This is a genomic window from Mycobacterium pseudoshottsii JCM 15466, assembly GCF_003584745.1.
Lineage (GTDB): Bacteria > Actinomycetota > Actinomycetes > Mycobacteriales > Mycobacteriaceae > Mycobacterium > Mycobacterium marinum.
Window position 1 is genome coordinate 3,223,982 of record NZ_AP018410.1, and the last position, 25,263, is coordinate 3,249,244.

Consider the following 25,263-nt stretch of genomic DNA (forward strand, 5'->3'; position numbering starts at 1 on the left):
TGCACACGATCACCCCGATAGAACGGAGGGCCTCATGAGCGTGGTGACCAGTCCCGGACCGCCCCCAGACGAAGCACTCGAACACCGATGCGCGGACTCCGCCGCCGAGAAACACCGGTCCGCGCCGCTGCGCGCCACGCTCTTCGGCCTGGCCGTGGTTGTTGCATTGGCAGCGCCACTGGGGTGGTTTGGATTTCGCGTTCATCTAGCCGGTCAGGCGCAAGCCCGACAAGGCCAAGCTCTGCGAGTCGCCAGGCAGGTTGCGCTGAACCTGACGACCATCGACTGGCAACATGGCGATTCCGACGTGCACCGCATTCTGGACAGCGCGACGGGGGAGTTCTACAACGATTTCGCCGAACGCTCAAAGCCTTTCATCGAGGTCCTGCGGCAGGCCAAGGCCACCACGGTGGGCACCGTAACCGAGGCCGGACTGGAGTCGGAGACAGCCGACACGGCCCAGGCGCTGGTGGCGGTTTCGGTGCAGACCTCAAATGGCGGTGAACCCGACCCGATGCCGCGAATATGGCGGATACGCATCACCCTCGAGAGGGTCGACGACGGATTCAAAGCCGCCAAGGTCGGATTCGTACCGTGACCGCCGTCAGCCGGCCCGGCGCGGGCGAGTGCGGCGACACCGACACCGCGGGCAGCGGCGAACCACCGGCGGTGGTGCGGCGTCGACTTCGCTGGTGGCCGGTGATCGCCTACGGCCTGCTGCCCGCCCTGGCGCTCCTGCTGGCAGGCGGAACCGGGTTTGCGAAGTGGCAGGATTGCGCCGTTCGCGATGCGGCACAGGCACGTGCGGAATCCGTCCAGGCCGCCACCGCGGGGACCATCGCGCTGCTGTCCTACCGGCCTGACACCGTGCGCAGTGACCTCGAGGCCGCACGAGCCAAATTGACCGGCGCATTCCTGAGCGACTACACATCGCTGACCCGCGATGTGGTCATCCCGGGGGCCAAACAGAAGGATATTTCGGCGGTGGCCATCGTGCCAGCCGGGGCCTCGGTGTCGCAACCGGCGAGCACGCGATCGTTCTGCTGTTTGTGAACCAGACCATCATCGTGAGCCAGGACCCGCCCACCAGCACCGCATCCAGCGTTCGGGTCACCCTCGACAAGGTCGACGGGCGGTGGCTGATTTCGCGATTTGACCCGGTGTGAGTCGGCCAGACACGAGGGGGCGGACCGGTCACGAAGGGCCAGTATGGGAAGGAAGACGACAATGCGACACCGATACCTGATTCTGTCCGCATCGGTCGCCATGGTGTCCGGCGCTGCGCTGGGCATGCCCGCAGCGCGCGCCGACAACAAGCGCCTCAATGACGGAGTGGTCGCCAATGTCTACACCGTCCAGCATCAAGCCGGCTGCACCAATGACGTGAGAATCAACCCGCAGCTGCAGCTGGCCGCGCAATGGCACACCCTCGATGTGTTGAACAACCGCGACCTCGGTGGCGGCATTGGTTCTGACGGATCCGCACCTTCCGACCGCGCCAGCGCCGCCGGCTTCCACGGCCAAGTCGCCGAAACCGTGGCCATCAATCCTGCCCTGGCGATCAGCGGCGTGGAGTTGCTCAACCAGTGGTATTACAACCCGGCGTATTTCGCGATCATGTCGGATTGCGCCAACACCGAAATCGGGGTGTGGTCAGAGAACAGCCCGGATCGCACGGTCGTGGTGGCTATGTACGGACAGCTCGACCGCCCGGTGGCGACACCACCGGTTACAGCGCCAATCGAGCCGCCGCCACCGGTGGCTTTGCCCGAGAACGTTCCGATCGACCCCAGCCCTGACTACGATGCCAGCGACGAGATCGAATACGGGATCAATTGGCTTCCCTGGATTCTGCGCGGCGTCTACCCGCCGCCCGCCATGCCACCCGAATAGGCTAGGGGTGCAACACCTTCAGAAGTTGACTCGCACTTCTGCCCACGGCTGCCGTACCGGCGCCAACGTTGGGTCTCGAGTTACTCCGCCGGTGGCCGGTAGTTCGCCGCCGAGTTCCGCAGCTGCCAGACTTGCTCGGGGCAAAGGAGATTGACCGCGTAGGACACCAGGTAGTTGGCCGCGAACTCGTCGTTAGGGGTCACATCATTCTTTACGTCACCCATCACCTGGGCGTAACTTTGACCGCCACTGACCTTGCCGCAGATCCCGTGTCCGTAGCCGATCGCGTCATTGTTCGGAAAATCGTAGTGGCGCCGCACCATCACGTTGTAGACGTATTCCACTTCTGGAGCCGGCGCGGCATATGCTCGCGTGGCCATACCCATGGGGATCGTGCCCAGGGCAACTGTGGCGGCTGCCAAGGCAATCGGCCAACTGCGATGCGCCATGGCTGCCATCCTATCCAGCAACGACCGGCGGATAAACAGGATCTAGCAGGCCAATTTGGCGCTGACCACCCGGGCCGCTGGCGAACGCGGCCTCAGCGCTCGCCCCCATGCTTGGCACCACGCGGATCGATGAGGTCACGAAAACGTTCCGCCCGATAGGTTGATGCACCCAGGTTTGTGACCCGCTCGACCAATAGCTTGTCCGACGTCACCACCCGAACGTCGCGCGGTTGCGGTTCCGCTGCGACCCGGCGCACGATCTCGTCGTCAGCCGAGTTGGCCGCCGCCTTGGGCGCATGCGCTACCTCGAGAACCGACGAGCAGATCGGCGTTGACGGAGGCCGCTCGAATATCACGGTGACGTCCTTTCCGCCGGCTCCGTCCTGCTCCGATGCCCAACGCTCGAGTCTGTGCACAAGCGCGACCATCGCGCCGTGGCGGTCCTTCCACCATCCGTCCGGCCGCGAGCCGATTACGTTCATGCCGTCGATGATCCAATGCACACTTCACCGTACGACGACGAGCGTGGGACGCGTCCGCCGAATCCTCGCCTAGCGATCTCGCGGCGGCGCCGAGCCCGTTACCCCCATCTGCGTTTGCGGAACTTCCTGTTGATCTCGTTGCGGAATCGCTCAACATGCTGCTCGGTGGCCGCCGCTTCCATCGCACCGAGGGCATTGACGACCTCGAGGTGGGACAGGATCAGCAGGCCGTTCAACTGCTTGAGCCGTTCTGGGGTCGCCAGCGACTCTTCATCGTCGACGTAGATGAGCAAGAAGTCACGAAGCGCCTGGCTGCCGGTCATCCGCACCGGGACTTTCATGTTCCGCAGGACTGTGGCCATGTCGGGGTCGGTCACAACAGCCTCTCTTTCGCTTCCGGGACTAGCACGTCACAGCGCAAGCGTAGGAGACCGGCGCCCCGAAGTGTCTGTGGGCCAGCGCAGCATTCTCGACGGCTTGGCGACGGTCTTGAACCCACCACCGCAGCGCACAACAGTGCGCCGGCCCCGCGCTGGTTGCCGAAGGCCCGCTACATCAAGCGTTCGACCGGGTGAGAGCCGCTCGCGTCCTCTCGCTGGCCCACGTCCGCCAGCCCGTTTTGTTCGCCCGCAGCCGCGGAGTCCTTACGTTCTTCCTCATCGGCGGGCCCGGTGGCTGATACCAGCCCTGGCTTGGATGCGCCGCCTGCCGACGAGCCCGCGCCCATCCCGCTTCCCATCGGCGCGGCACCACTCATCGCCGATGATCCCGCGTTGGCGGCCGCGGCCGCCATCGGCGAGGACTGCGACCCAATCAGTTGGGACACCAGCGGCTGGGCCGCGGGTCCCGCTTCGGTGGCAAACGCGCCGGCGCGCAGGCCCGCACCAGTCGCAAAACCAGAGCTGCCCGCGGCAGCGGGGTTCGACATTGCCGCGCCACGGAAGGTCAACGCGTCCGCGGCAACATCATCGGCGTCACCGTACATGCGCGCGATGTCGCTGAGCGCCGTGCCGGTCCTCATCAACTCTTCTTGAGCCGCCACATTGGACGCCAACATCGTGGCCGCCTCCTGAGCAAAGGCCAGGACGGCCTGCGCCGAGACTTCTTCAGCTCCCGCCGGGATCAAACCGGTCAGCACAGTCATCGCTGCCGTGGTACCAGCACTGATGCCCTGGGTACCGATGTCGACCAGCTGAGAGCCAATGTCGCCTGCGGCCGGGTCGTGTGACATGGGATCCATTTGCACGCTCCTGTGTAATTGTGCGCTGCACGAATCGTTCGCGCCCTTGCAGTCCAACGACCAACTGATCCGTCGCGCGACTGTCGCCGCACACACCGTCCCAGCTTTGCTGGACGATTGCTCAATTCTACGACGGACTGGACCACTAGCCAGCAGGTTTTCTGGATCAGGACGATTACCAGGGCCAACACCTGAGAACATGCAGGAAATTCACTGCGCCAAGTGTGACCGCTCCCGCAATTACGGGCGAATTGTCGTGTAAATCACCGCCGAGTGCCCGCCCTCGCCAACGAGGACGATCGGCGCCGCCGGCACCGGCGAGTTCGCGGGTGAGCGCAACGCACAGAACCAGGAAGCCACTGCTTACTCCGACTATCCACTCACAGGCGCTGCGGGTGTGCGACCGAACCATATGTGGTGGCCCAAGACCCCACCAAGAACCTCGCAACCTGCAAGTTTCTCTCCCATATCAAATGCCGGCTTCGCGTGGTAGAGACGATGGCGGTCATTCCGCCCGGCCCGGGACGAAATCGTCGCACCGGCCTTGCGCTCGTCCGGCTTTGCGGACGTCGCGCGGACGGTACCGGCTGCCGACCAGCGTGCGGCCAGCTCAATGGCCGTTGCACGCATCGCCCGCGGGTGCCCCGAATCCGACCAGCTCGCCGTCGGCAATGGCCCAGGGCTCCGGCGTTGTTGATTAGCAGGCTTGTGAGCTGGGGAATTGTGGATTGAGGAGGTCTAGGCGGCGGTTGGCGGTCAAAGCGGTGATCCGGCAGGCTTCGGCGATGTTGTCGGCGCCGTTGAGGCGGTGCAGATTGATCGCGGTGTTGCGTAGCGTTGCTAGGACCTGTGCGCCGTTTCCGGTATGTGCCCTTTGACGGTCTTCGTCGAAGGTGACGTCGCGTATCCAGTGCAGGCTGTTCTCGATTCCCCAGTGTTGACGCATCCAGGTCATGATCGCGGTAGGGCGGGCGTGCTCGAACGGCAGGCTGCAGATGGCATAGACCACCTCCACGCTGCGCTGGTCGGTGCAGGGCTCCGGCGTTGTTGATTAGCAGGCTTGTGAGCTGGGGGATTGTGGATTGAGGAGGTCTAGGCGGCGGTTGGCGGTCAAAGCGGTGATCCGGCAGGCTTCGGCGATGTTGTCGGCGCCGTTGAGGCGGTGCAGATTGATCGCGGTGTTGCGTAGCGCTGCTAGGACCTGTGCGCCGTTTCCGGTATGTGCCCTTTGACGGTCTTCGTCGAAGGTGACGTCGCGTATCCAGTGCAGGCTGTTCTCGATTCCCCAGTGTTGACGCATCCAGGCCATGATCGCGGTAGGGCGGGCGTGCTCGAACGGCAGGCTTCAGATGGCATAGACCACCTCCACGCTGCGCTGGTCGGTGGCGGTGATCAAGCGTTCACGAGTGATCCGGATGATTTGTTTTGCGTAGGGGAAGCCGATTCCTCGTGCAGCGGCGATGATTTGCAGGGTGCGGGTCTCGACACGGCCGTGGCCGCGGGAGTCGTCGGTAGCGGCTGCGGGCACCTCGGCCCAGGGCAGCGCGGTGATACGCGCAAATATTTTGGCTTGGTTGGACTTGACGATCATCAGGTAGTGCGACTTCAAGGTGGCGCAGATCAACTTCGCGGTGACGACCTGGGTATGCATCGCATCCACGGTGACCAGCCACCGCAAGCTACCCGGCAGCAGCGTGAGCAGGGCACGTACGCAGGGAATTTCATTGCTTTTCTCGGCGACAGCGAGTTGACCGAGCACCAATCGGGCACGGTGGGCGAACACCGACACGAGATGCGTGGCTGTCGCTTTGGCGCGTAAAGCACCACGCAGCATCTTGCCGTCCAACGCGATCGGCACCAATCCACTGGGGTCGCTGCTGGCCACGTGTGCAGTGAAGTAACTGCCCATCCTGGCGTTGAGGTCGGCGGGGTCTAGCCGAGACAAAACAGCGCGGAAGGTCTTCTCACTGGGCCGCCGGAACCGGACCCCTAATTGGGCCAACACATCATCGGGAGCGGTGGCCGCCCATGTGGCAAAACCAGCATAGCCGCGCATCCCCGCGGCAGTGGCCAGAACCGCGATCGCCAACAAAGCCATCAGCGAATACCTCCGACCGCGTGGGCCCCTCGGGTCTGGCACCGAGGCCAACACATCGAGAAACTCCGATCCGATGAACTCGCTGCGCTCACCAGGACTCCAGCGGTCGAACACCTCTGGAACCGACGACACACGCAATACTGAAACGGTAGGCACGGGCAACTCCAGACCAACGACGAACAGTAACCAACTCGATCGTTCTCCAGATAGCCCGTGCCTACACTCCGGCCCCAATAGCGCGGCACCAAAGATCATCAACCCAGCTCACAAGCCTGCTAATCAACAACGCCGGAACCCTGGGCAATGGCCCATTCACCCGCTTTCCGATAACGGGTTCCCGGCCTTTTCCGGTAATCGGAACCGGCCACGACTGGGTTCACTTCACCGGCACCCGCGGAATCCTCCGGGAAAATCAACGGGCGCAAATAGTCGTGGCGATCACGGACACAATTCGACGGCCCACCGAGGTGTTTGGTCGTTGATCCCGACAGGTTCTTGCCCGGGCGATCTGCCGGTGCCGTAGCGCAGCCCGACAGTCACGCCACCGGTTGCGAGCATCGCCGGTCAGATTCGCAAGCGAGGCAAACCGACTGTTCAGAGCGGTGCTACGGGGTGACAAGACAGCCCCCAGGAGAACCCCTCCTGTCGTGTACATTCACTCCGTTCCGATGGGGTCGGCGACCAAGAGCGCGTAATCCAGGACGCGGCCGCCGTGTCGCGCACGGACGAAGATCCAAAGGCGTCCAAAGACACGCCGGCCCGGCGATCGGTTGGATCTCCGACGGTTCGACAAGTGCCCACAACCCGGCCGGCGTCGGCCGGGGTGAGCGATAGGGGTGCCGGGACGATGGGGCTCACCGGCATTGCCGACGGGGCGGATCTCGCCCATCCCGGCGGGTTGGTCGCGGTGGCCGCCAACCACGATGGCGATCCAAATATGCCGATGCTTCCGGCGAGCCGGGCCGCACCTCCCGCCTGACGCGCTAACGGTGCGTATCGCTACCGCCACGCCAACCGGGACACGCCTTTGCGTCCCGAATTCCCCTCGCCGGAGACGCGCCGCAGCAAATGCGACCCGAAGGAACGCTACCGTACTGTATATTAGCCTTCTGCCGAGGATGCCCGATGGGCAACGAGTCGGGACAGCAAGTTTTCGATGGCGTAGCAGCTGAGCCACAGAGGGGGATTGCGAAGTGACGTTGCGGTTGGGGCTTGCCGTCCTCTTGGAGACGACGGCTCGATGTGGATCGGGGGCAGCCAGATGTCGGTGACAGCGCTTTATGCGATGGCCTTGCCGCCGGAGTTGCACCGATTGCAACTGGAAAGCGGTGTGGGCCCTAGCCCGATGCTCGCCGCCGCCGGGGCCTACACCGCGTTGAGCGCAGAACACGCCGCCGCGGCCACGGAACTGACCGCCCTCTTGGCCCAGGTGCAGGCCGACACCTGGCAGGGCCCAAGCGCAGGGCGGTATCAAGCCGCGCACCTGCCGTATGTGGCGTGGCTGGAAAAGACCAGCGCCGACTGCGCGCAAACAGCCGTCGCATACGAAAGTGCCGTTGCGGCCTATGAACTCACCTTGGCCACCACGCCCACCTCGGCCGAGCTGATCGCCAACCGCACTCTTCGCGGCGTACTGATCGCGACAAACTTCTTCGGGATCAACACAATCCCGATCGCCGTCAATGAGGCCTGGTATGCCGCGCAGTGGATCCGGACCGCGCTCGCGATGATCGCTTACGGCGCGGCCTGTGACGCGGCGGTGCTCTCGGCACCACCCAACACCCCCGCACCGATGCTGCTGGCCCCCGGCGCCGGCGAAGCCGCCGCCGCAGTCGGCGGCGCCGAAGCGGCGGCCGTCGGCACGCTGGGGGGCATACTCACCGTCTTGCTCACCGCGCTGTTCAACATCGTTTGGCGCATTATCGAGGCGATTATCAGCATCGTTATTGCAGCGTTTTCCTTAAGCCTTTCTGGAATCATACTTGCAATCCAGGTAGCGCTATTCGCCATTTACGTCGAAGTGTTCATCGCTTTCTTCAGCTTTATTGGTTTTATCATCGCAAATCCGTGGCTCGTGCCGGCCGCAGGGCTCCGGCGTTGTTGATTAGCAGGCTTGTGAGCTGGGTTGATGATCTTTGGTGCCGCGCTATTGGGGCCGGAGTGTAGGCACGGGCTATCTGGAGAACGATCGAGTTGGTTACTGTTCGTCGTTGGTCTGGAGTTGCCCGTGCCTACCGTTTCAGTATTGCGTGTGTCGTCGGTTCCAGAGGTGTTCGACCGCTGGAGTCCTGGTGAGCGCAGCGAGTTCATCGGATCGGAGTTTCTCGATGTGTTGGCCTCGGTGCCAGACCCGAGGGGCCCACGCGGTCGGAGGTATTCGCTGATGGCTTTGTTGGCGATCGCGGTTCTGGCCACTGCCGCGGGGATGCGCGGCTATGCTGGTTTTGCCACATGGGCGGCCACCGCTCCCGATGATGTGTTGGCCCAATTAGGGGTCCGGTTCCGGCGGCCCAGTGAGAAGACCTTCCGCGCTGTTTTGTCTCGGCTAGACCCCGCCGACCTCAACGCCAGGATGGGCAGTTACTTCACTGCACACGTGGCCAGCAGCGACCCCAGTGGATTGGTGCCGATCGCGTTGGACGGCAAGATGCTGCGTGGTGCTTTACGCGCCAAAGCGACAGCCACGCATCTCGTGTCGGTGTTCGCCCACCGTGCCCGATTGGTGCTCGGTCAACTCGCTGTCGCCGAGAAAAGCAATGAAATTCCCTGCGTACGTGCCCTGCTCACGCTGCTGCCGGGTAGCTTGCGGTGGCTGGTCACCGTGGATGCGATGCATACCCAGGTCGTCACCGCGAAGTTGATCTGCGCCACCTTGAAGTCGCACTACCTGATGATCGTCAAGTCCAACCAAGCCAAAATATTTGCGCGTATCACCGCGCTGCCCTGGGCCGAGGTGCCCGCAGCCGCTACCGACGACTCCCGCGGCCACGGCCGTGTCGAGACCCGCACCCTGCAAATCATCACCGCTGCACGAGGAATCGGCTTCCCCTACGCAAAACAAATCATCCGGATCACTCGTGAACGCTTGATCACCGCCACCGACCAGCGCAGCGTGGAGGTGGTCTATGCCATCTGCAGCCTGCCGTTCGAGCACGCCCGCCCTACCGCGATCATGGCCTGGATGCGTCAACACTGGGGAATCGAGAACAGCCTGCACTGGATACGCGACGTCACCTTCGACGAAGACCGTCAAAGGGCACATACCGGAAACGGCGCACAGGTCCTAGCAACGCTACGCAACACCGCGATCAATCTGCACCGCCTCAACGGCGCCGACAACATCGCCGAAGCCTGCCGGATCACCGCTTTGACCGCCAACCGCCGCCTAGACCTCCTCAATCCACAATCCCCCAGCTCACAAGCCTGCTAATCAACAACGCCGGAGCCCTGGTGCCGGCCGGCCTGCTGGCACTATTCGCCCTTCCTCCGGCGCTGGCGCCCGAAGTGGCGACCGCCATCGCCGTCCCGGTCAGCGTGCCACTTGGTGTTGATCGGGTGGTTCATGACGCGCGGCTGGCGGAGGAGGCCAAGAAGGCATCCGATGGCGAACCGGCCCGGCGGTCGGTCGCATCTTCACTGGTCCGGGAAGTGCATGCACTGTCGCCGGCCGCCGTAGAGGTGAGCGACAGGGGAGCGGAGTCGATGGGATTTTCCGGGACCGCCGGCCAGGAAACACTCCCGCGACCTGGCGGGTTGATCACCCTGGCTGGCGATCAGTGCGATGGCGATCCACGTGTGCCGATGCTGCCGGCCACCTGGGCACCACATCCTGTGTGACCCGCTAAGGGCGGGTGTCCACGGGGGTACCGAACCAAAGCAATCAGAATCCGCGCGCGACGAGATCAACCACCGACAATAAAGGTCTAGTGGGCCGCGAGGATTCGTTTATCGGCCGCACCACATTTCCCAATCACCATTTCCCAACCACCGGGGGGCTACGGCCGCGACGGACCGGGCGCGCTGGTTGCTGGTGACGGGCCAGGGCCGCGTCCGCCTTCACCGCCCATCATGGGGCACTTGTTCATCATCGGGCCCGGAGCGCTCTGACCTGTGGAGCCGGTGTCCTGATCGCCGCCACCGCCGTAACCGGTGGACCACGCCACGAAGAATCCGGAGAAGAAAACCACGGCGACGATGAACACGATGCCGGCAACGATGCCCACCCAAGCCGCGGCTTGAACAACGCGGCTGGGTCGATCAGGTTGTTCAGTCGCGCCTGATGCGGGTTGCGACGGATCGCTCATCTCTTCGATGATGTCGCGCCGATAGCCGCACCGGTAGGGACCATCGACCCTTAACGCCCGCCGGCCGCGGCGCCTTGCGTCGGCCGCCCGTGCGGGCCCTAGCATCACCCTCATGCGCGACTCGAAAATACTGATCACCGGCGTGACCGGACAGGTCGCCAGTCCCGTTGCCCGGGCCCTGGCGGGAGCTAACGAGGTCTGGGGCATCGCGCGCTTTACCGATGCCACCGCGCGGGCGGACCTCGAGCAAGTGGGCATTCGCTGTCAAGCGGTCAACCTGGCCGCTGGTGACTTCACCGAAATTCCCTCCGACTTCGATTACGTCCTCAACTTTGCGGTGGCCAAGAGCGGCAACTGGGACAAGGACCTGGCAGCAAACGCCGAATCGGTCGGACTGCTGATGGCGCATTGCCGCGCCGCGAAGGCCTTTCTGCACTGCTCATCCGCGGCCGTGTACGACCCGCCCGACAATGAACTGCGCACCGAAAACGCCGCTCTCGGCGACAACCACAAGTTCCTGTTCCCCACCTATTCGATATCCAAGATTGCCGGCGAGGTGGTCGTTCGGTCGATGGCGCGCGTTCTCGAACTACCCGCCACCATCGCGCGCCTCAACGTCCCCTACGGCGACAACGGTGGGTGGCCGTTCTTCCACATGGAGATGATGCTGGCCGGAATTCCAATCCCGGTTCCGCCGGGCGGGCCGGCACGCTACAACCCGATTCACGAAGACGACATCATCGCGACCATCCCGAAGCTGTTCGCGGCGGCGTCGGTTCCGGCGACCACGGTCAACTGGGCCGGCGACCAGATCGTCAGCCTGCAGGACTGGTGCGGCTACCTAGGGACACTGATCGGCAAAGAGCCCGTTTTCCAGGAGAGCGACAGCGCATTGCGCCCAAATCCGGTTGACGTCACCCGGATGCACGAGCTCATCGGCAACACCGCCGTCGACTGGCACGACGGAATGCGGCGGCTGGTAGCCAAGTTCCATCCGGAGGCACCCGGGCTGTGAACCGCGTGCGGCAGCAATAGTGCCCGCCGCCGGAGCCACCCCGGGGCCACCGAAGATCGCGGTCGAAGGGTGCCGCTGTGTCGGTCGGCTTGACCCCCGTGCTGCCGCGATAGTGTTACACCGGCAACCCCGGTGGTGATGCGAAGGCCGCGCAGACCGGCCCGCGGGGAGGAGCACGGATGGGATCGGTGGCCGCAGAGCCCGTCGCTTCACCCGGCCGGCCCTGGCCGCGGGTGGTGGGTGCCCTCGCCCTAGCCGTCCTCGGTGCCTGCGGCGTGATGCTGCTGGCGGTGCCATCGCTGTCGGACACCACGGATTTGGCATCGCACAGCGATTGGGTCCTGGCGACCGCCTTACCAACCAGCACAGACTTCCCGCCAGATTGGGGATATTCACTGACCGGACGGTTGCAGCGTGCCGCTGCCAGCGATCCGGCGACGCTGAGTGTCCAGCCCGATGCGGGGCCCGCGGCGACCTACGAACCGGACATGTGTGGCGCGATACCCAAGATCCTCAATCACTCGGGGGATAGTTTGGCTGCCTACGTCCAAGTCGACCGATACGCCCAACTGTTTGTGCAGGATGCCCCCGCATCCGATTTCGCGGCGACCGGAGAGGGACGGGAGCACGGGCCCAACGCCCGTTTCGCGCTCTGGGTCAACTCGGACGCGGCGGAGCAGGTTGGGAATTACCAGCACTGGCTGGACCGCTGCGGCTCCTATCGGGTCACCAACTACTACGTCGACGGCCAGGTCAAAGACCGTCGCACCGTTAGCACCCAGATCCAGTCCCATGCAGCACGTGATGCCGACGCCGCCGTCACTGTCACCAGGACGTTCGCCACGATCGGCAGTCGCGACCCCGCATCGACCTACCAGGTCAGCTACTACGCGGTGCGGGGTGTGCTGCTGGAATGCACCATCTACATGGAGGGCGCCGAGCGGGATCTGGTGCAGCGGCTCGCCGACCAGACGCTGCGAAACTTACGGGCGTCATGACCAACTTGTCACGCCGGAGACCATGGGCGATCGCGGCGGCGCTGGGTGCGCTTGCGGTCGTGGGGGTGGTGATCACCGCCCCAGTTGTGGACCGGGCCTGGCCCGGTAATCGGGGCTCCGGGCCCGAGGCACTGGCCCCGGGACTGGCCGGTCTGAGCGACCAGAAACTGGCCGAGCTGCTGCCCACGCAGGCAGAGTTTCCGCCTTCGTGGACGGTCAGTGACATCAAGGAGCTCTCCGGTACCTTCGGCTATTTCCGATATCAGTTGTACGACGAGGGCCTCGGCTTTGATCCCGTCGAATGTTTCGCGGTGGTGGGCGTGGCTTCTACCGGGGCCTTCGATGCCGCTGAGGTGTTCGACCACGACCCCACCGATCCAGCGGAGGTCGCCGACCGCAGAGACATCCGCGTCATGGTGGGCCGGGAGTTCGACCCGTCGGGATTCGACAAATTCATGGCCCTGGTGTCGCGTTGCCCGCGGTTCAGCAGCGCCGCTGCCGGTTCCTATGCGGTCAACATTCTGCAGAACACCCACCCCGCCGGGGCACCCCAGCGCTTCCGGTATTCGGTCACCACCACGATCCCCGGCGAGCCCACCGGCACGACGCGGACCGACTACTACTCCTACGCCCGCACATCGGGGTTGATCCTGACCGGTATGGCCAGTACTGGCCACCAACAACCTTTCGACTCGATCTTCGAGGCCACACTGCAACGAATCACAAACCGTTGACTCGCCGAATCCCTCGGCGTGCGGCACCCCCCGAAAATCAGCGCCCCCGAAATGGGGAAGCGTTCCGGACGGGCGTGAACCCGGTCCGAAACGATTCGCCCAACCCGGCTGTCAGAGATCCGGGTCAGAGTCCTTGAAGTAGCGGGCCAAGAACCCGGCTGCGGCGATGGTGGCCACGGAGCCGACGACTGCCCACAGCACGAACTGGAAGGCCACCGCCCCCATGAACCAACCAAACGTCATCGACACGTAGAGCAGCCATACCAACCGGAAGAAGGACCACGCCGCCAAGACTCCACAGCTGATTCCGATCGCCAGGCTTCGTTGCCGATCGACCCGGCTGATCTTCTCCTCGATGCTGGCGGGGACGATGTTCATCTGCGCTATTCCTTCCGTGGGGCGCCGCCTCGGTGGCGTCGTCGTTGGCACAAGTACAGATCGACGGGGTAGCTACCGATCCCAACAACGTCGGCCCGCGAGGGCATCGCCCCAGGCCAGGGGAGCGGGGCGGGGCTGCCCAGCAGCGCAGGTTCGGCGCTAGGCCAGGAATGCATCCGCCGCGGTGATGACGTCTCCCGCGGCCAGATCGCTCTTGGTGAGCTTCTTGAACAGCAGGCCGACGTTGTCCCCGGCTTTCGCCGTGTCCAGCTTCTTGCGGAATGCCTCGATGGCGTCGACTCGCACGCCTGAACCATCGTTGATTCGTACCTCGTCGCCGACCCGCAACTCGCCGTGTTCCACGCGCCCGGTAGCCACGATGCCCCGCCCCCGGATGAAGAACACGTCCTGAACAGTCATGCGAAACATGTGCGGCACGCTACCCGCCCGACGCCATCGACGGGTGTCGGCTGGCCGCCGTACGCTGACCCGCATGGGTTGGCTGCAGCGAGTGCGCAGAGCCAGCGTCGGACAACGGGTGACGCGCGCGGACAAGGCCGCGGCTCATAACGCGGCCGCCGAACTCAGCGCACTCACCACCGAGCGCGAGCGACTGCTGCGCGAGGGGCTGGAAGGCGTAGCAACCATCGTCAGCATTCGGCGCAATGTCGCGAGCACGACGTTGGGTTCTTGGCACGAGCTCGAATTGGACGTGACACTGCCGCAGCAGGACCCATACCGCGCCATTCGGCGCATCGCGCTCGAACTGTCGAGCGCTCCACACCTCAGGGTTGGTCTGGACCTACCGGTCCGGGTTGACCCCACGGACCATTCCAAGGTCCTGATCGTCGCGCCGCTTTAGGCTCCCGAAGATACTCAGGTTCCCGGCGCGGTCACCAGACGCGTACCCAATCGACCAGCATCTGTGCCGGATAGCTGCCCGGTCTGGGATCCCCGCCGCCGGATCCGGCAACCGCGAGGTTGAGGACGGGGAACACGGTGTAGCCGGGATCGTTGAACGGCCAGTCGGGTAGCGAATGCGCCGCGACGGTGAAGTAGGGCTGCGCCCCCTCGGCGTAGTCCTGCCAGAACCGCATACCGGTCTCGTCCCATTGGCATCGCCAGGTGTGCCACCCGCTGTCCAACGCGACGTTGCGGGTCTTCCACTCCGAACCGTTTGCTTTCGCGTGGACAGTGGTGGCCGACGGCCAGCTCCCGTTGCCGTACCACTCGATGATGTCGATTTCGCCGCGATCCTGGTTACCCAGCCACCAGGCCGGCCAGCAGCCGGCGGTCAGACAGTCGAATTTGATACGGGCTTCCCAGGTATGGCCGATGCCGCCCCGCCACGGACTTTGGATCTTGCCGGCGTAGTAGGTGCCGCCGTCCTTCGCGGCTCGGATGACCAGATTCGACTTACCGTCCAGGAAGACGTTCTGCCGGTCGTCGCGGTACTGGCCGACGTTCTCGGGCCGTTCCCAGTACGTCGGGTCCTTCATCTCCTCGCGGGCTCGCGCCACCGTCCACTTCGACGAGTCGGGGGCAGAGCCGGCCGGACCATCGAATTCGTCGTGAAACAGGTAGGGGCCCGATTGGCCATTGGGCGCCGGCGCCAGAGGCATGTCCCGTCGAGACGAGTCGGCGCTGGCCGCCGGGACGGGCAGTGCCGCCCCGAGCACACCAAATCCGGTCATCAGCATCATCCGACGACGGTCCATCTCGGGCATAAGCCAGCGACGATAGCAGCCCGGCACCTGCTGCGCTAAAGCACGAACGGCGTCAACCGCTCAGCCGACTACTCGGAGGTCCGCACGACGAGCTTGCCCACGTTGGTGCCGTCGAAGAGCATGTTGATCGCCGTGGGCAATTGTTCGAAGCCGGTCACCACCGTTTCCAGCGGCGTGAGCTTGCCCTGCGCGATCAGACCGGCGATCTCCGCGGTCGCCTCGGCCGCGCGGCCCAGGTGATCAAGAATGATGAAGCCCTGCAGTGTGGCGCGTTGGACCAGCAGGTTTCCGAACGCTCGCGGTCCGGGTGGCGGATCGGCGGAGTTGTATCCCGAAATCAGGCCGCACAGCGCTACCCGCGCGCGGACGTTGAGCCGCGCGAAGATCGCGTCCATGATGTCGCCACCGACGTTCTCGAAGTCGACGTCGATGCCGTTGGGTGTCGCGGCGACAAGCTGAGCTGCCCAGTCGTCGGCCCGATGGTCGACGGCCGCGTCGAAACCGAGCTGCTCAGTGAGCAAAGCGCACTTTTGCGGCCCACCGGCGATCCCGACTACCCGCGCACCATCCGCCTTGGCGAGCTGGCCCGCCACCGAACCGACGGCGCCGGCCGCGGCGGATACGACGACTGTTTCGCCGGGCCGTGGTTTGGCGATCTCGCGCATCCCGATCCATGCCGTGAGCCCGGTCATCCCGAGTGCGCCGAGGTAGGCGCTGGGGGAGACGCCGTCGGCGACCTCGACCGGAAAGAGCGGCGTCGTGTCCGAGACCACCGCGTAGTCCTGCCAACCGACCAGACCTTGCACGGTCAAACCCACCGGATAATTCGGATTCCTCGACTCGACAACCTCGCCGAGCCCGGCCGCGCGCATGACCTCGCCAATGCCAACCGGGGCAGATACGACGGCATGTCGTTGATCCAGCCGCGGTTGGTCGGATCCAGGGATATCCAGGTGACGCGTACCAGCGCCTCGCCATCGCCGATTTCGGGGATCGGGGCTTCGCTGAGCTCGAAAGTATTCGGACCGATGCGCCCAGTGGGACGTTCGCGAAGAAGGAATCGGCGGTTTCGATCGGGCATGAGCGCACGCTACCCCAGACCGATAGTGCGACATCGCGATCGGCACCATTCCGATTGGGGCGGTGGGTGGTTTCGTCTGCCGGTGCTATAACGCATACATGGCAGGCTTGGATTCCGGCGAAGGGCAAGTGATTACCCACGTCTCCGATACGGCCCGATGGACGGCCCTATATCGGGCCACCGAATCGGCGCGTCCGGATGCATTGTTCAGCGACCCCCTCGCCAATCGGCTTGCCGGAGAGCATGGCCGCGCTATCGTCGCCACAGTTCCGCGCACCACCCGTAACGGTTGGTGGCTCGTCGCGCGGACGAAAATCATTGACGACGCCATTGCCCGCGCGATCGCCAACGGTTGTGACCGGGTTTTGAACTTGGCTGCCGGCCTGGATACCCGGCCGTACCGGCTGGATCTGCCCGCCGAATTGACCTGGATCGAAGCGGATCTACCGCTGCTGTTGGCGGAAAAAACACAGCTGCTCAGCGGCGAAACCCCGCGATGCCAGCTGACCCGCAGCGCCGTGGATCTAGCCGATCCAGCCGCTCGCGATGCCTTCTTCACCGAGGCACTGGCCGGTGCCGCCAAGGCACTTGTCCTGACCGAGGGCCTGCTGATGTACCTCGACGAACCGGATGTGATTGCCCTCTCTGAGGCGATACGACAACCCCAAGTGGGTTGGTGGATGCTTGATTTAGCCGGCCCTGCCCTCAAGAAAATGATGAACAAGAAGATGGCCGGCATGCTGCAGAACGCGCCGTTCAAGTTTGCACCCGACAACGGTTTGGCCTTCTTTGAAGGACTGGGTTGGCACGTAGCAGAGGCGGAATCCCTGTTTACGGCCGCGCAGCGGTTCCGCCGCCTGCCGATATCAATGCGCTCACTCGGGTGGCTTCCGCAGCCGAATCCGCGCCATCCGGGCCGCAGGCCCTGGAGCGCGGTTACGCTCCTTACTCAATGAGTACCTGAGAGACTCGTTGAGTTCGGAGAACTGTCAATTAACGCCTGCGTGCATTTCGCAGTGATCCGCCGCTGCCCGGCCCGAACCGTTACCCGACCCTAAACAAGCAGGTCATTCGGGTTTTCCAGAGAATTTCGGGCGCTCGCCCAGGCCCCGGCGGTTTGACGGAACCGTCAGGAATGCGTGGAATTCACGGCTAATTCTTACATTAAGACACGGTTTGATCACAGGTTTGCTGTCAATCCTTAACGGACAGGTGTTCGCGGCGTATGTACCGAACTCGGGTTGAACGAGAGGAGTTGACGAGCAGTGACGAATGTGCCAGAGGCGGAGGTCATTTATCTGCAGTCACATCCGATGTGGCTTGCAGCTCGGCAGCGCGAAAATCAGCGCCGTGAAGAGATGCGCCGACACCCCGCCTACCTGGGCCGTCAGCGTGCTGCCGCGATGGGAGTCGACGTCAGCAGCATGGGTAGCGCCGCCCTGGCATGGCCCAGCGCGGATTCGCCGGCCTGACCTCTCGCGCCCCTCTTCGGCGCGGTCTGGGAATTCCTTTACTGCGAAATCGCGGTGGCACGGCGTCCGTATTCTGATACGGACTACCGAGGAGTTCGCGTCATGTCTCAGACACCGGCCACCACCCCAGGGCTCCGGCGTTGTTGATTAGCAGGCTTGTGAGCTGGGGAATTGTGGATTGAGGAGGTCTAGGCGGCGGTTGGCGGTCAAAGCGGTGATCCGGCAGGCTTCGGCGATGTTGTCGGCGCCGTTGAGGCGGTGCAGATTGATCGCGGTGTTGCGTAGCGCTGCTAGGACCTGTGCGCCGTTTCCGGTATGTGCCCTTTGACGGTCTTCGTCGAAGGTGACGTCGCGTATCCAGTGCAGGCTGTTCTCGATTCCCCAGTGTTGACGCATCCAGGTCATGATCGCGGTAGGGCGGGCGTGCTCGAACGGCAGGCTGCAGATGGCATAGACCACCTCCACGCTGCGCTGGTCGGTGGCGGTGATCAAGCGTTCACGAGTGATCCGGATGATTTGTTTTGCGTAGGGGAAGCCGATTCCTCGTGCAGCGGCGATGATTTGCAGGGTGCGGGTCTCGACACGGCCGTGGCCGCGGGAGTCGTCGGTAGCGGCTGCGGGCACCTCGGCCCAGGGCAGCGCGGTGATACGCGCAAATATTTTGGCTTGGTTGGACTTGACGATCATCAGGTAGTGCGACTTCAAGGTGGCGCAGATCAACTTCGCGGTGACGACCTGGGTATGCATCGCATCCACGGTGACCAGCCACCGCAAGCTACCCGGCAGCAGCGTGAGCAGGGCACGTACGCAGGGAATTTCATTGCTTTTCTCGGCGACAGCGAGTTGACCGAGCACCAATCGGGCACGGTGGGCGAACACCGACACGAGATGCGTGGCTGTCGCTTTGGCGCGTAAAGCACCACGCAGCATCTTGCCGTCCAACGCGATCGGCACCAATCCACTGGGGTCGCTGCTGGCCACGTGTGCAGTGAAGTAACTGCCCATCCTGGCGTTGAGGTCGGCGGGGTCTAGCCGAGACAAAACAGCGCGGAAGGTCTTCTCACTGGGCCGCCGGAACCGGACCCCTAATTGGGCCAACACATCATCGGGAGCGGTGGCCGCCCATGCGGCAAAACCAGCATAGCCGCGCATCCCCGCGGCAGTGGCCAGAACCGCGATCGCCAACAAAGCCACCAGCGAATACCTCCGACCGCGTGGGCCCCTCGGGTCTGGCACCGAGGCCAACACATCGAGAAACTCCGATCCGATGAGCTCGCTGCGCTCACCAGGACTCCAGCAGTCGAACACCTCTGGAACCGACGACACAGGCAATACTGAAACGGTAGGCACGGGCAACTCCAGACCAACGACGAACAGTAACCAACTCGATCGTTCTCCAGATAGCCCGTGCCTACACTCCGGCCCCAATAGCGCGGCACCAAAGATCATCAACCCAGCTCACAAGCCTGCTAATCAACAACGCCGGAGCCCTGGCCACCACCCGCACCACTCTTGGCGGTATCAGCTCCAGGGCGTGGGAGCATCCGGCCGACCGAACCGCTTTATCGGCACTGCGCCATCTCAAAGGCTTCGACCAGATCCTGAAACTGCTCTCCGGAATGCTGCGGGAGCGCCAACACCGGCTGCTGTATCTGGCCAGCGCGGCACGAGTCGGCCCACGCCAGTTCGCAGACCTCGACGCACTGCTCGATGAATGCGTGGATGTCCTGGACGCGCCGACCAAACCCGAGGTCTACGTCACGCAGTCGCCGGTGGTGAATGCTTACACCATCGGGATGGACGCCCCGTTCATCGTGATCACCTCCGGGCTCTACGACCTGATGACCCATGACGAGCTGCGCTTTGTCGTGGGTCACGAGCTCGGTCACGCGCTATCGGGTCACGCCACCTACCGCACGATGCTGATGCACCTGATGCGGCTGGCGGGTTCCCTGGGCTTTCTCCCGATCGGCGGCTGGGCGTTACGCGCGATCGTGGCGGCGCTGCTGGAATGGCAACGCAAGTCCGAGCTGTCCGGGGACCGGGCGGGACTGCTCTGCTGCCAGGACTTGGACACCGCGATTCGGGTGGAGATGAAGCTGGCCGGCGGAAGCCGGTTGGACAAGCTGGACTCCGAAGCGTTCTTGGCCCAGGCCGCGGAGTACGAGCGATCTGGGGACATGCGCGACGGGCTGCTCAAGCTGCTCAACCTCGAACTTCAGACCCACCCGTTCTCGGTGCTGCGGGTCGCCGAATTGACCAAGTGGGTGGACGCCGGCGGCTATGGAAAGGTGATGTCGGGCAGTTATCCGCTGCGCGTCGACGATGGCCAATCCTCGATCGCCGATGACCTCGGCGAGGCCGCCCGCCACTACAAGGACGGGTTCGACCAGTCCGACGACCCGCTGATCAAGGGCATACGCGACGGTCTGGGCGGCATCGTGGACGGCGTGGGCCGGGCCGCCACCAGCGCGGCCGATTCGTTGGGCCGCAAGATCAACGAGTGGCGGCACAACCCGAAATAGCGGATCCGGCTACCCGGTTTGGACGGATCCGACTTCGGTGGGTTCGCTGACCCAGGCGGCGAAGACCGGCACACCGGCCCACGGATCGCGTCGCCGCCCGCCACCTACCACTGCCACCACCGCATAGGGATGACCGAAGCGCAGCGTCGCTGACCGCGACGGCAGCCGCGAAACCATCGCGCCACGCACAGCGATCGCGGTGACGGCCGCGGCCTCGAAGCCATACCGGCCGTAGCGGGCCACCGCGGACTGCCGGGCCCGCGTATCCGCAGTCCCCTTCAGCGCCACCGCCAGGGCTTGCCCGGCCGCACCGAAACCCAACGCCGGATCAGCGGTGAGGTCGTGATCCGACGACACCTGCCAAGCCGGCATCACCACCCGCACGTCGTCCTCGCGGCCACGGGCCCCCTCGGTGATCGTCCAGAATTCGCCGTCGCCGAGCGGCAGGTCGCAGAGCTCACGGCGACGCACCCGGGAGCCGGTCACTTCCCGGCAGGCGATGTCGTGCGCCGCCGCCAACACGGCCTGAAACGATGCACCTCGACTCGCGATAACCGAGGTGACGTGCAATTCGCCGGTACCGACCGCGGTATGCACGCCGACAGTTCCCACACCCTCAGCATCGGCGAGGTAGGCGCTGTGCCCGGCGACCGTGAGCGCATCGCAAACCTGTTTGCTCCAGGGCGAGCGCAGCTGGCCGGCATCGGTGACGCCGAAGGGCCGCAACCAGCTGATCCGCGTGGCCAGCGCGCTGGCCAACACGGCCGCCATGCCCGACAAGTCGGCGGGGAAGCGCTCGATCATGCCATCGGTGTGGTTGCGTGCCCACGTGTCGGCTTGGGCCTGGCTGGGGATCGGCCCGATCTCCACTTCGGAGGGCATGCGGCCTGACCACAACCCCGCCAAGTCCGCTGGGCCCCACAGGGCCAACGCCGCGTTGATCACCTCGGGTGGCGCGACCATCAGGTCCTCCAGCGCCCGGCGCGCATGCTTAGCGTCAGTACCGAGGGCCTCTTCGAGCTGCTCGCGAGCGGCACCTCGGGCGATCGGCGCCACCAGCGCCAGGAGCAACCACGCACCCAGCGGTGACGCGACCGAGTGCAGACCCGCATGCACCCGACAGAAGCGGCGGGCATAGCGCGTGATCAGCGGCCCGACGTCCATGCCGCAGCGGGACTAGAGCTTGCCTGCGACGAAGTCGGCGGCCTCGTTGACCATGCCGTCCTGGATGTAGGCACTGGCGAGGTGCTGTGGCCAGTTCTGCTTCCACGTATTGGGGTCAGCGGGGCTGCAGACCGGGTCGGAGCCATGGCACAACTCGATGGTTCTGTCGTTGTAGAGCGGACTGAAGTTCGTGATGGGCCCCACCCACTGGCTGCCGTTGCCGAACAGCGCGACCGCGGCGATGTGCTGATCGGTGCCCGGCGGCAGCGGATCCTCGAATCCGAACGCCGACATCGGCACCGCAAGCACCACGTCGGTGACCGCCGCGCCGAGAGAATATCCGCCTAGCACCAGTCGGGTGTCCGGGCAGCTGTTGACCATGTACTGGATGTGCCCGCTCATGTCGTTGGCACCGATGTCGACCTCGGTGTCGGCCGGATACTTCACGGCGTAGGACCCCATGCTTCTGCCGCCGACCTTGGAGCTCAGCGAGCTGATGAACGCGTTGCCCAGCACCCCGGGCCCCGGCGACTCGAATCTGCCCCGGGCGAAGACAACCTCCACCTGAGGGCAGGGCTCCGGCGTTGTTGATTAGCAGGCTTGTGAGCTGGGGAATTGTGGATTGAGGAGGTCTAGGCGGCGGTTGGCGGTCAAAGCGGTGATCCGGCAGGCTTCGGCGATGTTGTCGGCGCCGTTGAGGCGGTGCAGATTGATCGCGGTGTTGCGTAGCGTTGCTAGGACCTGTGCGCCGTTTCCGGTATGTGCCCTTTGACGGTCTTCGTCGAAGGTGACGTCGCGTATCCAGTGCAGGCTGTTCTCGATTCCCCAGTGTTGACGCATCCAGGTCATGATCGCGGTAGGGCGGGCGTGCTCGAACGGCAGGCTGCAGATGGCATAGACCACCTCCACGCTGCGCTGGTCGGTGGCGGTGATCAAGCGTTCACGAGTGATCCGGATGATTTGTTTTGCGTAGGGGAAGCCGATTCCTCGTGCAGCGGTGATGATTTGCGGGGTGCGGGTCTCGACACGGCCGTGGCCGCGGGAGTCGTCGGTAGCGGCTGTGGGCACCTCGGCCCAGGGCAGCGCGGTGATACGCGCAAGTATTTTGGCTTGGTTGGACTTGACGATCATCAGGTAGTGCGACTTCAAGGTGGCGCAGATCAACTTCGCGGTGACGACCTGGGTATGCATCGCATCCACGGTGACCAGCCACCGCAAGCTACCCGGCAGCAGCGTGAGCAGGGCACGTACGCAGGGAATTTCATTGCTTTTCTCGGCGACAGCGAGTTGACCGAGCACCAATCGGGCACGGTGGGCGAACACCGACACGAGATGCGTGGCTGTCGCTTTGACGCGTAAAGCACCACGCAGCATCTTGCCGTCCAACGCGATCGGCACCAATCCACTGGGGTCGCTGCTGGCCACGTGTGCAGTGAAGTAACTGCCCATCCTGGCGTTGAGGTCGGCGGGGTCTAGCCCAGGGCTCCGGCGTTGTTGATTAGCAGGCTTGTGAGCTGGGGGATTGTGGATTGAGGAGGTCTAGGCGGCGGTTGGCGGTCAAAGCGGTGATCCGGCAGGCTTCGGCGATGTTGTCGGCGCCGTTGAGGCGGTGCAGATTGATCGCGGTGTTGCGTAGCGTTGCTAGGACCTGTGCGCCGTTTCCGGTATGTGCCCTTTGACGGTCTTCGTCGAAGGTGACGTCGCGTATCCAGTGCAGGCTGTTCTCGATTCCCCAGTGTTGACGCATCCAGGTCATGATCGCGGTAGGGCGGGCGTGCTCGAACGGCAGGCTGCAGATGGCATAGACCACCTCCACGCTGCGCTGGTCGGTGGCGGTGATCAAGCGTTCACGAGTGATCCGGATGATTTGTTTTGCGTAGGGGAAGCCGATTCCTCGTGCAGCGGTGATGATTTGCGGGGTGCGGGTCTCGACACGGCCGTGGCCGCGGGAGTCGTCGGTAGCGGCTGTGGGCACCTCGGCCCAGGGCAGCGCGGTGATACGCGCAAATATTTTGGCTTGGTTGGACTTGACGATCATCAGGTAGTGCGACTTCAAGGTGGCGCAGATCAACTTCGCGGTGACGACCTGGGTATGCATCGCATCCACGGTGACCAGCCACCGCAAGCTACCCGGCAGCAGCGTGAGCAGGGCACGTACGCAGGGAATTTCATTGCTTTTCTCGGCGACAGCGAGTTGACCGAGCACCAATCGGGCACGGTGGGCGAACACCGACACGAGATGCGTGGCTGTCGCTTTGGCGCGTAAAGCACCACGCAGCATCTTGCCGTCCAACGCGATCGGCACCAATCCACTGGGGTCGCTGCTGGCCACGTGTGCAGTGAAGTAACTGCCCATCCTGGCGTTGAGGTCGGCGGGGTCTAGCCCAGGGCTCCGGCGTTGTTGATTAGCAGGCTTGTGAGCTGGGGGATTGTGGATTGAGGAGGTCTAGGCGGCGGTTGGCGGTCAAAGCGGTGATCCGGCAGGCTTCGGCGATGTTGTCGGCGCCGTTGAGGCGGTGCAGATTGATCGCGGTGTTGCGTAGCGTTGCTAGGACCTGTGCGCCGTTTCCGGTATGTGCCCTTTGACGGTCTTCGTCGAAGGTGACGTCGCGTATCCAGTGCAGGCTGTTCTCGATTCCCCAGTGTTGACGCATCCAGGTCATGATCGCGGTAGGGCGGGCGTGCTCGAACGGCAGGCTGCAGATGGCATAGACCACCTCCACGCTGCGCTGGTCGGTGGCGGTGATCAAGCGTTCACGAGTGATCCGGATGATTTGTTTTGCGTAGGGGAAGCCGATTCCTCGTGCAGCGGTGATGATTTGCGGGGTGCGGGTCTCGACACGGCCGTGGCCGCGGGAGTCGTCGGTAGCGGCTGTGGGCACCTCGGCCCAGGGCAGCGCGGTGATACGCGCAAATATTTTGGCTTGGTTGGACTTGACGATCATCAGGTAGTGCGACTTCAAGGTGGCGCAGATCAACTTCGCGGTGACGACCTGGGTATGCATCGCATCCACGGTGACCAGCCACCGCAAGCTACCCGGCAGCAGCGTGAGCAGGGCACGTACGCAGGGAATTTCATTGCTTTTCTCGGCGACAGCGAGTTGACCGAGCACCAATCGGGCACGGTGGGCGAACACCGACACGAGATGCGTGGCTGTCGCTTTGGCGCGTAAAGCACCACGCAGCATCTTGCCGTCCAACGCGATCGGCACCAATCCACTGGGGTCGCTGCTGGCCACGTGTGCAGTGAAGTAACTGCCCATCCTGGCGTTGAGGTCGGCGGGGTCTAGCCGAGACAAAACAGCGCGGAAGGTCTTCTCACTGGGCCGCCGGAACCGGACCCCTAATTGGGCCAACACATCATCGGGAGCGGTGGCCGCCCATGTGGCAAAACCAGCATAGCCGCGCATCCCCGCGGCAGTGGCCAGAACCGCGATCGCCAACAAAGCCATCAGCGAATACCTCCGACCGCGTGGGTCCCTCGGGTCTGGCACCGAGGCCAACACATCGAGAAACTCCGATCCGATGAGCTCGCTGCGCTCACCAGGACTCCAGCGGTCGAACACCTCTGGAACCGACGACACAGGCAATACTGAAACGGTAGGCACGGGCAACTCCAGACCAACGACGAACAGTAACCAACTCGATCGTTCTCCAGATAGCCCGTGCCTACACTCCGGCCCCAATAGCGCGGCACCAAAGA

Annotated in this window: 25 protein-coding genes and 6 pseudogenes; 14 read left to right on the forward strand and 17 right to left on the reverse strand. The window is 64.1% G+C overall.

The genetic code is table 11. The features are described 5' to 3' along the window. Positions 1–34: 34 nt before the first annotated feature. The 3 genes and pseudogenes from MPSD_RS14630 to MPSD_RS14640 all read left to right on the forward strand — a co-directional run bounded on the left by MPSD_RS14630 (position 35) and on the right by MPSD_RS14640 (position 1,893). Positions 35–598 carry a hypothetical protein gene (locus MPSD_RS14630; protein WP_011740762.1) on the forward strand — a complete coding sequence of 188 codons (564 nt, stop codon included), beginning with the start codon at positions 35–37 and terminating at the stop codon, positions 596–598. 74 nt (positions 599–672) lie between these two features. Beyond that, positions 673–1,166 (forward strand): annotated as a pseudogene (locus MPSD_RS14635) (hypothetical protein). A gap of 61 nt (positions 1,167–1,227) precedes the next feature. Then, the gene (locus MPSD_RS14640) at positions 1,228–1,893 is read left to right on the forward strand and encodes a CAP domain-containing protein (protein ID WP_106407455.1); all 666 of its coding nucleotides are present in this window, start codon (positions 1,228–1,230) and stop codon (positions 1,891–1,893) included. A gap of 80 nt (positions 1,894–1,973) precedes the next feature. Here MPSD_RS14640 and MPSD_RS14645 read toward each other — a convergent pair whose 3' ends face one another. From MPSD_RS14645 to MPSD_RS14670, 6 genes and pseudogenes are all read right to left on the reverse strand, one after another. Then, the gene (locus MPSD_RS14645) at positions 1,974–2,342 is read right to left on the reverse strand and encodes a DUF732 domain-containing protein (RefSeq protein WP_015355629.1); all 369 of its coding nucleotides are present in this window, start codon (positions 2,340–2,342) and stop codon (positions 1,974–1,976) included. Between the two features lie 92 nt (positions 2,343–2,434). Further along, positions 2,435–2,845: an NYN domain-containing protein gene (locus MPSD_RS14650; RefSeq protein WP_020725390.1), complete on the reverse strand. Its 411-nt coding sequence runs from the start codon at positions 2,843–2,845 to the stop codon at positions 2,435–2,437. A 77-nt stretch (positions 2,846–2,922) separates the two neighbouring features. After that, a complete protein-coding gene (locus tag MPSD_RS14655; protein WP_015355631.1) occupies positions 2,923–3,201 on the reverse strand; it encodes a hypothetical protein in 279 nt (92 codons plus the stop codon). Positions 3,202–3,374: 173 nt separating this feature from the next. After that, the gene (locus MPSD_RS14660; RefSeq protein WP_015355632.1) at positions 3,375–4,064 is read right to left on the reverse strand and encodes a type VII secretion system ESX-1 target, MMAR_2894 family; all 690 of its coding nucleotides are present in this window, start codon (positions 4,062–4,064) and stop codon (positions 3,375–3,377) included. A 697-nt stretch (positions 4,065–4,761) separates the two neighbouring features. Continuing rightward, complete coding sequence (locus tag MPSD_RS14665) at positions 4,762–5,079, reverse strand: ISAs1 family transposase (protein ID WP_011741144.1); 318 nt, start codon at positions 5,077–5,079, stop codon at positions 4,762–4,764. A 36-nt stretch (positions 5,080–5,115) separates the two neighbouring features. Beyond that, a pseudogene (locus MPSD_RS14670) lies at positions 5,116–6,318 on the reverse strand (ISAs1 family transposase). 637 nt (positions 6,319–6,955) lie between these two features. On the opposite strand from MPSD_RS14670, the gene MPSD_RS28160 reads away from it, so the two are divergent. From MPSD_RS28160 to MPSD_RS14700, 4 genes are all read left to right on the forward strand, one after another. Further along, positions 6,956–7,141 carry a PPW family C-terminal domain-containing PPE protein gene (locus tag MPSD_RS28160; RefSeq protein WP_096370750.1) on the forward strand — a complete coding sequence of 62 codons (186 nt, stop codon included), beginning with the start codon at positions 6,956–6,958 and terminating at the stop codon, positions 7,139–7,141. A 282-nt stretch (positions 7,142–7,423) separates the two neighbouring features. Then, positions 7,424–8,266 carry a PPE family protein gene (locus tag MPSD_RS14685; protein ID WP_232022526.1) on the forward strand — a complete coding sequence of 281 codons (843 nt, stop codon included), beginning with the start codon at positions 7,424–7,426 and terminating at the stop codon, positions 8,264–8,266. Between the two features lie 123 nt (positions 8,267–8,389). Beyond that, positions 8,390–9,592, forward strand: coding sequence for an ISAs1-like element IS2404/ISMul1 family transposase (locus MPSD_RS14695; protein ID WP_420811924.1), 1,203 nt, complete (start codon positions 8,390–8,392; stop codon positions 9,590–9,592). A gap of 20 nt (positions 9,593–9,612) precedes the next feature. Then, on the forward strand, positions 9,613–9,999 hold the full coding sequence (locus MPSD_RS14700) for a PPW family C-terminal domain-containing PPE protein (RefSeq protein ID WP_232022528.1): 387 nt from the start codon (positions 9,613–9,615) through the stop codon (positions 9,997–9,999). Positions 10,000–10,157: 158 nt separating this feature from the next. On the opposite strand, the gene MPSD_RS14705 is transcribed toward MPSD_RS14700, so the two are convergent. After that, on the reverse strand, positions 10,158–10,385 hold the full coding sequence (locus MPSD_RS14705) for a hypothetical protein (RefSeq protein ID WP_020725395.1): 228 nt from the start codon (positions 10,383–10,385) through the stop codon (positions 10,158–10,160). 193 nt (positions 10,386–10,578) lie between these two features. Between MPSD_RS14705 and MPSD_RS14710 the strand changes: the two genes are divergently transcribed. The 3 genes from MPSD_RS14710 to MPSD_RS14720 all read left to right on the forward strand — a co-directional run bounded on the left by MPSD_RS14710 (position 10,579) and on the right by MPSD_RS14720 (position 13,213). After that, on the forward strand, positions 10,579–11,481 hold the full coding sequence (locus MPSD_RS14710) for an NAD-dependent epimerase/dehydratase family protein (RefSeq protein WP_020787336.1): 903 nt from the start codon (positions 10,579–10,581) through the stop codon (positions 11,479–11,481). A gap of 179 nt (positions 11,482–11,660) precedes the next feature. Beyond that, entirely contained in the window at positions 11,661–12,479 is an 819-nt protein-coding gene (locus tag MPSD_RS14715; RefSeq protein ID WP_012394596.1) for a hypothetical protein, read from the forward strand. After that, a complete protein-coding gene (locus MPSD_RS14720) occupies positions 12,476–13,213 on the forward strand; it encodes a hypothetical protein (RefSeq protein WP_036426556.1) in 738 nt (245 codons plus the stop codon). Before MPSD_RS14715 ends, MPSD_RS14720 begins: the two co-directional genes overlap by 4 nt. A 111-nt stretch (positions 13,214–13,324) precedes the next feature. On the opposite strand, the gene MPSD_RS14725 is transcribed toward MPSD_RS14720, so the two are convergent. Beyond that, positions 13,325–13,591 (reverse strand): hypothetical protein, encoded by a 267-nt coding sequence (locus tag MPSD_RS14725; RefSeq protein WP_015355636.1) that lies wholly within the window; start codon positions 13,589–13,591, stop codon positions 13,325–13,327. Between the two features lie 159 nt (positions 13,592–13,750). Continuing rightward, positions 13,751–14,020, reverse strand: coding sequence for an EF-Tu/IF-2/RF-3 family GTPase (locus tag MPSD_RS14730; RefSeq protein ID WP_015355637.1), 270 nt, complete (start codon positions 14,018–14,020; stop codon positions 13,751–13,753). Positions 14,021–14,084: 64 nt separating this feature from the next. Here MPSD_RS14730 and MPSD_RS14735 point away from each other — a divergent pair, with 64 nt between their 5' ends. Then, on the forward strand, positions 14,085–14,453 hold the full coding sequence (locus MPSD_RS14735; protein ID WP_020787333.1) for a hypothetical protein: 369 nt from the start codon (positions 14,085–14,087) through the stop codon (positions 14,451–14,453). Between the two features lie 31 nt (positions 14,454–14,484). On the opposite strand, the gene MPSD_RS14740 is transcribed toward MPSD_RS14735, so the two are convergent. Together MPSD_RS14740 and MPSD_RS14745 are read right to left on the reverse strand one after the other, a co-directional pair. Further along, positions 14,485–15,318: a glycoside hydrolase family 16 protein gene (locus tag MPSD_RS14740; RefSeq protein WP_012394601.1), complete on the reverse strand. Its 834-nt coding sequence runs from the start codon at positions 15,316–15,318 to the stop codon at positions 14,485–14,487. Positions 15,319–15,386: 68 nt separating this feature from the next. After that, a pseudogene (locus tag MPSD_RS14745) lies at positions 15,387–16,399 on the reverse strand (NADP-dependent oxidoreductase). A gap of 98 nt (positions 16,400–16,497) precedes the next feature. Here MPSD_RS14745 and MPSD_RS14750 point away from each other — a divergent pair. Beyond that, positions 16,498–17,355, forward strand: coding sequence for a class I SAM-dependent methyltransferase (locus tag MPSD_RS14750; RefSeq protein ID WP_020725403.1), 858 nt, complete (start codon positions 16,498–16,500; stop codon positions 17,353–17,355). Between the two features lie 309 nt (positions 17,356–17,664). After that, the gene (locus tag MPSD_RS14755) at positions 17,665–17,871 is read left to right on the forward strand and encodes a hypothetical protein (RefSeq protein ID WP_086085872.1); all 207 of its coding nucleotides are present in this window, start codon (positions 17,665–17,667) and stop codon (positions 17,869–17,871) included. A gap of 147 nt (positions 17,872–18,018) precedes the next feature. On the opposite strand, the gene MPSD_RS14760 is transcribed toward MPSD_RS14755, so the two are convergent. Next, positions 18,019–19,221, reverse strand: coding sequence for an ISAs1-like element IS2404/ISMul1 family transposase (locus MPSD_RS14760; protein ID WP_420811925.1), 1,203 nt, complete (start codon positions 19,219–19,221; stop codon positions 18,019–18,021). A 140-nt stretch (positions 19,222–19,361) separates the two neighbouring features. Between MPSD_RS14760 and MPSD_RS14770 the strand changes: the two genes are divergently transcribed. Then, entirely contained in the window at positions 19,362–20,396 is a 1,035-nt protein-coding gene (locus tag MPSD_RS14770) for a M48 family metallopeptidase (RefSeq protein WP_085981848.1), read from the forward strand. A gap of 9 nt (positions 20,397–20,405) precedes the next feature. Here the strand turns inward: MPSD_RS14770 and MPSD_RS14775 are convergent, their stop codons facing one another. From MPSD_RS14775 to MPSD_RS14795, 5 genes and pseudogenes are all read right to left on the reverse strand, one after another. Then, entirely contained in the window at positions 20,406–21,560 is a 1,155-nt protein-coding gene (locus tag MPSD_RS14775) for a serpin family protein (protein ID WP_020787327.1), read from the reverse strand. A gap of 12 nt (positions 21,561–21,572) precedes the next feature. Beyond that, positions 21,573–22,133 (reverse strand): annotated as a pseudogene (locus tag MPSD_RS14780) (cutinase family protein); the annotation flags it as partial. 18 nt (positions 22,134–22,151) lie between these two features. Further along, positions 22,152–23,036 (reverse strand): annotated as a pseudogene (locus tag MPSD_RS14785) (ISAs1-like element IS2404/ISMul1 family transposase); the annotation flags it as partial. 22 nt (positions 23,037–23,058) lie between these two features. After that, positions 23,059–23,943: pseudogene (locus tag MPSD_RS14790) on the reverse strand (ISAs1 family transposase); the annotation flags it as partial. A gap of 22 nt (positions 23,944–23,965) precedes the next feature. Beyond that, positions 23,966–25,168 carry an ISAs1-like element IS2404/ISMul1 family transposase gene (locus MPSD_RS14795; protein ID WP_420811926.1) on the reverse strand — a complete coding sequence of 401 codons (1,203 nt, stop codon included), beginning with the start codon at positions 25,166–25,168 and terminating at the stop codon, positions 23,966–23,968. Positions 25,169–25,263 lie beyond the last annotated feature (95 nt).

Coding starts and splice junctions, on each gene's coding strand:
- MPSD_RS14630 (WP_011740762.1), top strand. CDS start 35: ATGAGCGTGGTGACCAGTCCCGGACCGCCCCCAGACGAAGCACTCGAA.
- MPSD_RS14640 (WP_106407455.1), top strand. CDS start 1,228: ATGCGACACCGATACCTGATTCTGTCCGCATCGGTCGCCATGGTGTCC.
- MPSD_RS14645 (WP_015355629.1), bottom strand. CDS start 2,342: ATGGCGCATCGCAGTTGGCCGATTGCCTTGGCAGCCGCCACAGTTGCC.
- MPSD_RS14660 (WP_015355632.1), bottom strand. CDS start 4,064: ATGGATCCCATGTCACACGACCCGGCCGCAGGCGACATTGGCTCTCAG.
- MPSD_RS14685 (WP_232022526.1), top strand. CDS start 7,424: ATGTCGGTGACAGCGCTTTATGCGATGGCCTTGCCGCCGGAGTTGCAC.
- MPSD_RS14710 (WP_020787336.1), top strand. CDS start 10,579: ATGCGCGACTCGAAAATACTGATCACCGGCGTGACCGGACAGGTCGCC.
- MPSD_RS14715 (WP_012394596.1), top strand. CDS start 11,661: ATGGGATCGGTGGCCGCAGAGCCCGTCGCTTCACCCGGCCGGCCCTGG.
- MPSD_RS14720 (WP_036426556.1), top strand. CDS start 12,476: ATGACCAACTTGTCACGCCGGAGACCATGGGCGATCGCGGCGGCGCTG.
- MPSD_RS14725 (WP_015355636.1), bottom strand. CDS start 13,591: ATGAACATCGTCCCCGCCAGCATCGAGGAGAAGATCAGCCGGGTCGAT.
- MPSD_RS14730 (WP_015355637.1), bottom strand. CDS start 14,020: ATGTTTCGCATGACTGTTCAGGACGTGTTCTTCATCCGGGGGCGGGGC.
- MPSD_RS14735 (WP_020787333.1), top strand. CDS start 14,085: ATGGGTTGGCTGCAGCGAGTGCGCAGAGCCAGCGTCGGACAACGGGTG.
- MPSD_RS14740 (WP_012394601.1), bottom strand. CDS start 15,318: ATGCCCGAGATGGACCGTCGTCGGATGATGCTGATGACCGGATTTGGT.
- MPSD_RS14750 (WP_020725403.1), top strand. CDS start 16,498: ATGGCAGGCTTGGATTCCGGCGAAGGGCAAGTGATTACCCACGTCTCC.
- MPSD_RS14775 (WP_020787327.1), bottom strand. CDS start 21,560: ATGGACGTCGGGCCGCTGATCACGCGCTATGCCCGCCGCTTCTGTCGG.